Source organism: Stenotrophomonas sp. BR163, from assembly GCF_047520985.2.
GTDB classification, from domain to species: domain Bacteria; phylum Pseudomonadota; class Gammaproteobacteria; order Xanthomonadales; family Xanthomonadaceae; genus Stenotrophomonas; species Stenotrophomonas sepilia.
This window is the reverse complement of sequence record NZ_JAXBRE020000057.1, coordinates 1-5687: the sequence shown is the minus strand read 5'-3', so window position 1 is coordinate 5687 and position 5687 is coordinate 1. Positions and strand designations below refer to the sequence as shown.

The 5687-nt window shown below is 67.6% G+C and carries 6 protein-coding genes; 3 read left to right on the top strand and 3 right to left on the bottom strand.

What is annotated here, in order from left to right; genetic code table 11:
• Both ACM0PY_RS21025 and ACM0PY_RS21020 read left to right on the top strand, forming a co-directional pair.
• The coding region (locus ACM0PY_RS21025; protein WP_235643254.1) for a ClpB D2-like domain containing protein at positions 1–139 on the top strand (139 nt) is incomplete at its 5' end.
• Between the two features lie 93 nt (positions 140–232).
• Positions 233–778, top strand: coding sequence for a hypothetical protein (locus ACM0PY_RS21020; protein WP_235646724.1), 546 nt, complete (start codon positions 233–235; stop codon positions 776–778).
• Between the two features lie 39 nt (positions 779–817).
• Here ACM0PY_RS21020 and ACM0PY_RS21015 read toward each other — a convergent pair whose 3' ends face one another.
• The 3 genes from ACM0PY_RS21015 to ACM0PY_RS21005 all read right to left on the bottom strand — a co-directional run bounded on the left by ACM0PY_RS21015 (position 818) and on the right by ACM0PY_RS21005 (position 3782).
• Complete coding sequence (locus tag ACM0PY_RS21015; protein WP_069139331.1) at positions 818–1618, bottom strand: MipA/OmpV family protein; 801 nt, start codon at positions 1616–1618, stop codon at positions 818–820.
• 140 nt (positions 1619–1758) lie between these two features.
• Positions 1759–3048: an ATP-binding protein gene (locus ACM0PY_RS21010; RefSeq protein WP_180884012.1), complete on the bottom strand. Its 1290-nt coding sequence runs from the start codon at positions 3046–3048 to the stop codon at positions 1759–1761.
• A complete protein-coding gene (locus ACM0PY_RS21005; RefSeq protein ID WP_134972392.1) occupies positions 3045–3782 on the bottom strand; it encodes a winged helix-turn-helix domain-containing protein in 738 nt (245 codons plus the stop codon). The genes ACM0PY_RS21010 and ACM0PY_RS21005 overlap by 4 nt, the downstream gene beginning before the upstream one ends.
• Before the next feature lie 180 nt (positions 3783–3962).
• Between ACM0PY_RS21005 and ACM0PY_RS21000 the strand changes: the two genes are divergently transcribed.
• The gene (locus tag ACM0PY_RS21000) at positions 3963–5249 is read left to right on the top strand and encodes an O-acetylhomoserine aminocarboxypropyltransferase/cysteine synthase family protein (protein WP_053500794.1); all 1287 of its coding nucleotides are present in this window, start codon (positions 3963–3965) and stop codon (positions 5247–5249) included.
• Positions 5250–5687: the final 438 nt, after the last annotated feature.

Sequence of the window (5687 nt, the reverse complement as noted above, 5' to 3'; positions counted from 1 at the left end):
CGCGCGGCCGCTGAAGCGGGCGATCCAGTCGCAGCTGGAGAATCCGCTGGCGCAGCAGATCCTGTCCGGCGCGTTCGTCAACGGTGACACCATCGAAGTCGGCAATGAGGGTGGGCATTTGGTCTTCGCCAAGGCCTGAACCGGTGGCGCGCCTGCCATGGCTGGCGCGCCACCAAAGCCTCAGCAAGGCACAATGATCCCGTTTCACTTTCGCAAGGACGAGGAGAACCGCATGGACGTTACCCGCAGGGTTTCACTCTGCATGGCGCTGGCGCTCGCTGCTGTTGCTGGACGCGCTGCAGCCGTCGAGCAGGTCCAGCTGCCACCGATGAAGGGTTACCAGCAGGCCCACCAGAGCACCGACGCACAAGGCAACCGCATCACCGAGTACGTGCCGCAGGGCCAGACCGTGCAGGACTGGACCGACATGGTCACCGTCAATGATGCGCCGAACAGTGGCCATGTAAGTCCGCGCGAGTTCCTCGGCATCATCGAGGCGGGGTGGCGCATGGCCTGTCCGGCAGCGCAGAGCCACTGGATCCGCGAAGGCGAGGAGGGCGGACGGCCATTCGCGCTGCTGATGCTCACTTGCCCGCTGAACCCCGGCACCGGCAAACCGGAGTTCACCTGGATCAAGGGCATGCAGGGCAGGCAGGGCTTCCACACCGTGCAGAAGTCGTTCCGCGCCGAGCCGGAGAAGGACGACGTCGTGCAGTGGATCGGCTGGCTGCGCGAGGTCGGCTTGTGCGGCAGCGGCGCCGCACAAGCCTGCCACTGATCGCAGCGAAAGAGGGCGCCCCGCGGCGCCCTTCATGCATCAGAAGCGGTGCGTATAGCCGCTCATCACGCCGAACTGGTTGGCCTTCTGCACGATCGGGCTGTCGGCGGCATCGCCGAGCAGGCGCGTGCCTTCGGCCGAGATGTACCAGTTGCCATTACGGCCCACGCGGTGGCTCCACTTCAGGCCGACACCGGCGCTGACCAGGCCCGCCTTCGGTTTGTGCTCGGCAAAGCCGGTGCGCGCGGCCTGTTCCGGACTGACGCCGTACCAGGTCTGCATGTAGCCACGGTTGCCGTAGTCGGTGGAGACGCTGCCGCTGACCACGCCACCGGCCAGGTCGAACAGCGGCATGCTCAGGTTCAGGTGGATCTGCTGGGTAGCCAGTCCGTTCTCAGCCTTGTCCTCGTCCTTGCGGGTGAACTGCCAGGAGCCGCTCAGCACGGCCTCGCCCAGCGTATATCCAGCCGAGACACCGACCAGGGGACGGGTATCGATATCGCCCATGCCGCGCAGGAAGTCCGAACCGCCGAGCAGCGAATCCTTGTCCCTGCGGATACCACTGGCACCGACATAGGCGCGCACGCGGGTGTGCTCGCCGAGGGTCGTGCCCCAGCCGATGCCACTGGTGCCCAGAAACCAGCCCCCCGGCGAGGTGACATCGAAGGACAGCGAAGGCGTCGCACGGTACTCCTCGCTGCCGCTGTAGCGCGGCGCCACGCCACCGCCGGCGGCGAGCTCGAAGGTCCAGTGGTCATCCTTGGCGTGGGCGATCGGGGCGGCGAACAGCGGCAACAGGGCCAGGTGGAGCAGGGCGGGGGAACGGCGAAGCTGGGACATGGAAACTCTCGACAATGGGAGGAAAGCAGCGCGCGCATCCGGCGAGTGCTGCAGGGTCGCTAGCGTGGCGATACGCCGGCGACCGATCCGTCCGCAGTTGTGCGGGAGTTGTAATCAACTGTAATTGCGCCCGTGGGCGTTCAGCTGGCAGCCAGCGGCCAGTGCATTTCCAGGCGTGCGCCGCCGAGGGCGGCGCGACCGATGCGCAGTTCGCCGTGGTGGCGTGCGGCAATGCGGCCGACGATCGCCAGGCCCAGGCCGAAGCCGCCGGTGTCGCGGCTGCGGCTGTCATCCAGGCGGGTGAACGGGCGGACCACCTTTTCGCGGTCAGCCTCGGCGATGCCGGGGCCGTCGTCGTCCACGCGCAGGCAGGCGCGCCCGCCCACACTCACCAGCGACACGTCCACCTGCGAGCGCGCGTGGCGCAGGGCATTGCCGACCAGATTGCTCAGCGCCAGCTGCAGCAGGCGCGGTTCCGCTTCCAGCCGAGGCAGGGCGCTGGGCTGCACGCGCAGCACCAGGCCGGCACGTTCGGCATCGCGGCGGGCATCGGCCAGGCAGGCCTGCAGCCAGTCGTTGGCTTCGATCCGCTGCATCGGTTCGCCCTCGCTGGGATGCTCCAGCCGTTCGTAGGCCAGCAGTTCGCTGACCAGCCGGTTGAGCTCGGCCAGGTCGCCATGCAGGCCCTGCGCCAGTCGTTCGCGGCGCTCGCGGTCATCGCTGTCCTGCATCAGGTCCAGGCCGAAGGCCACGCGCGCGATCGGCGTACGCAGTTCGTGGGAGATCGCATGGGTCAGGTCGCGCTGGCGCTGTACCAGTTCGGCCACGCGCGCGGCCATGCGGTTGGAATGGTCGACGATGACCCGGATCTGCGAGCGTGGCGAGACCTGCGCGCGTGCCTGCAGATCGCCGGCGCCGATGCGGTCGGCATGCACGCGCAGGGCATCCAGATCGCGCCAGAGCAGGCGTACCCAGGCGTACAGGCTGGCGCCGACCAGCAGCAGGATGCTGAGGTAGGCCGCGATGGTCATGTACGTGGTCATCTGCACCGCGCCAGGCACGCGCAGGTGCAACCAGCGACCATCGATGCCTTCGATCGGCAGCAGGACCTGCTGGTACTGATCGCGCACGATGAAGCCATCGGCCTGCAAGGCTGCCTGTTCCTGCGGGGCCAGCGCGGGAGGCGTGTCGAGCAGGGTCAATGCGATGCCATAGTGCGGTTGCCACTGCTGCAGGCGCTCACGCTGCTGGCTACCGTCCAGGCCGGCCAGGCCGCTGCGCAGGGCGTACACCTGCCCGCGCACCTGCTGGACGAAAACGCGATCCTGCACGGGCGTATAGATGCTGTCGAGCACCCGGTTGAGAAAGAACACCGAGGCCAGGAAACAGGCGCCGGTGATGAACCACAGCCACAGGAACAGCCGCTTCATGCCGTCCAGGCCGACGGATTGAACTGGTAGCCGCGGCCCCACACGGTCTTGATCCGCCGCGGCTCGCGCGCATCGTCGCCGAGCTTGCGACGCAGCTTGCCGATGCAGACGTCAACGCTGCGGTCCAGGCCGTCGAAACCGATACCGCGCACCGCCTGCAGGATCTGGTCACGGGACAGGATCTGCCCCGGCTGGCTGGCCAGCAGCCACAGGATCTCGAATTCGGTGGTGCCCACGTCCACCGTGGCACCGTGCAGGTGTACCTCACGCTGCATGCGGTCGATCAGCAGTTCACCGTGCATCAGCCGGCTGGGCGTGCCGGTGTTGCTGTTGCCGTGGCGGCGGCGCAGCAGGGCGCGCAGGCGGGCCAGAAGCAGGCGTGGTTCGATGGGCTTGTGCACATAGTCGTCGGCGCCCGATTCCAGGCCCAGCACCTGTTCGATGTCGTCCTCGCAGGCGGTCAGCATCAGGATCGGCACATCGGAGAAGCTGCGGATCTGCCGGCACACGTCGATGCCGCCCAGGCCGGGCAGCATCAGGTCCAGCACCACCAGCTCCGGCGCGTGCTGGCGGCAGGCGGCGCCGGCTAGGTCGCCGCGTGCGATGTGCTGCACTGCGAAGCCATGCTGGTGGAGGTAGTCGCTCACCAGTTCGGCCAGGCGACGGTCGTCCTCTACCAGCATGACCGACGTAGGCGAACTGCTGGTGGTGGGATGCCAGGGCGATGGCTGCATGGGTGGGGCCTCCGTGCCCGGGCAGGAGCGCCCGGCGGCGCAGCCTAGCAACGCCCCATGACGGCTGCCTGAATCGCGGCCAACCTGATAACCGCCGGTACGGGCGTCATTGCCAGTGGCTTTCAGCGGCGGGCGCGGGCTGGCCTATGGTGGCGGTTTCCCCGGATGGAGCCTGGTGCAATGAGCGAACCGCAGTGGCAACTGGAAACCCTGGCCGTGCACGGCGGCTACCGTCCCGACCCGACCACCCGCGCGGTGGCGGTGCCGATCTACCAGACCGTGGCGTATGCCTTCGATGACACCCAGCACGGCGCCGATCTGTTCGACCTGAAGGTGCCCGGCAATATCTACACCCGCATCATGAACCCTACCACCGACGTGCTGGAGCAGCGCCTGGCCGCACTGGAAGGTGGCATCGGTGCGCTGGCGCTGGCCTCGGGGCAGGCCGCGATCACCTATGCCCTCCAGACCATCGCCGAGGCCGGTGACAACATCGTCGCCTCCAGCGCGCTGTATGGCGGCAGCCTCAACCTGCTGGCACACACGCTGCCGCAGTATGCCATCCAGGCGCGCTTCGCCGACCCGGCCGATCCTTCTGCGTTCGCCGCGCTGATCGACGAGCGCACCAAGGCGGTGTTCGTCGAATCGATCGGCAACCCGCGCGGCAACGTCACCGACATCGCCGCCATTGCCGAGGTCGCGCATGCTGCGGGTGTGCCGCTGATCGTCGACAACACCGTGGCCACGCCGTTCCTGCTGCGCCCGTTCGAGCACGGTGCCGACATCGTCGTGCACTCGCTGACCAAGTACCTGGGTGGCCACGGCAACAGCCTCGGCGGTGCCATCATCGACTCCGGCCGCTTCGACTGGGCGGCGCAGCCGAAGCGTTTCGCCCGCCTCAACCAACCCGACCCCAGTTACCACGGCGTGGTCTATACCGAAGCACTGGGGCCGGCGGCCTACATCGGCCGCGCGCGGGTGGTCCCGCTGCGCAATACCGGTGCCGCGTTGTCGCCGTTCAATGCGTTCCTGATCCTGCAGGGCATCGAGACCCTGGCCCTGCGCATGGAGCGCATCAACGCCAATGCACTGGCCGTCGCGCAGTTCCTGAAGGCGCACGACAAGGTCGCCTGGGTGCGTTACGCGGGATTGGCCGACGATCCCGAGCATGCCGCCGCGCAGCGCTATCTGGGTGGGCACGGCTCGGGCGTACTGACCTTCGGCCTGCCCGGCGGCCGTGAAGCCGGCGCGCGCTTCCTCGATGCCCTGAAGCTGTTCACCCGCCTGGTCAACCTGGGTGATGCGAAGTCACTGGCCACCCATCCGGCCTCGACCACCCATCGCCAGCTGGATGCCGCGGAGCTGGCCAAGGCCGGCGTCAGCGAGGACACCGTGCGGCTGTCGATCGGCATCGAACACATCGGCGACCTGCGCGCCGACCTGGAGCAGGCCCTGGCCGCCGCCTGATAGCCACGCGCTTGGTCGTCATCGCCACAGGCGATCACCGCCGGCCACGCGATGCGCTAGGGTGGAACTGCCTCTCCAAGGCGTGGCAATGTGGCGATCCAGATCCCCGGTCGATGCGGGTCGACCGGGGATTTTTTTGTTTCCGGGGTCAGATCCGTTTTCCTGTGGAGAACGGATCTGACCCCATGTGCCGACGGTCGGCATCAATCCTGGTAGATCCACGCCATGCGTGGATGGATCACCATCGGAATCGAACATTCCGACAGTTCATCAAACAGCATCCACGCATGGCGTGGATCTACCGCAGATCGCGGGAAATTGTCGAAGGCGGGGTGGGTCCGGTTGCGGGGGCGTGAGCCGCATGGGCCCGAGGCATGCCTCGGGCGGGTTGGGCAGGACGCCCAACCCCGGTCTTGCCGTGTGCGCAGGATTGCGCAC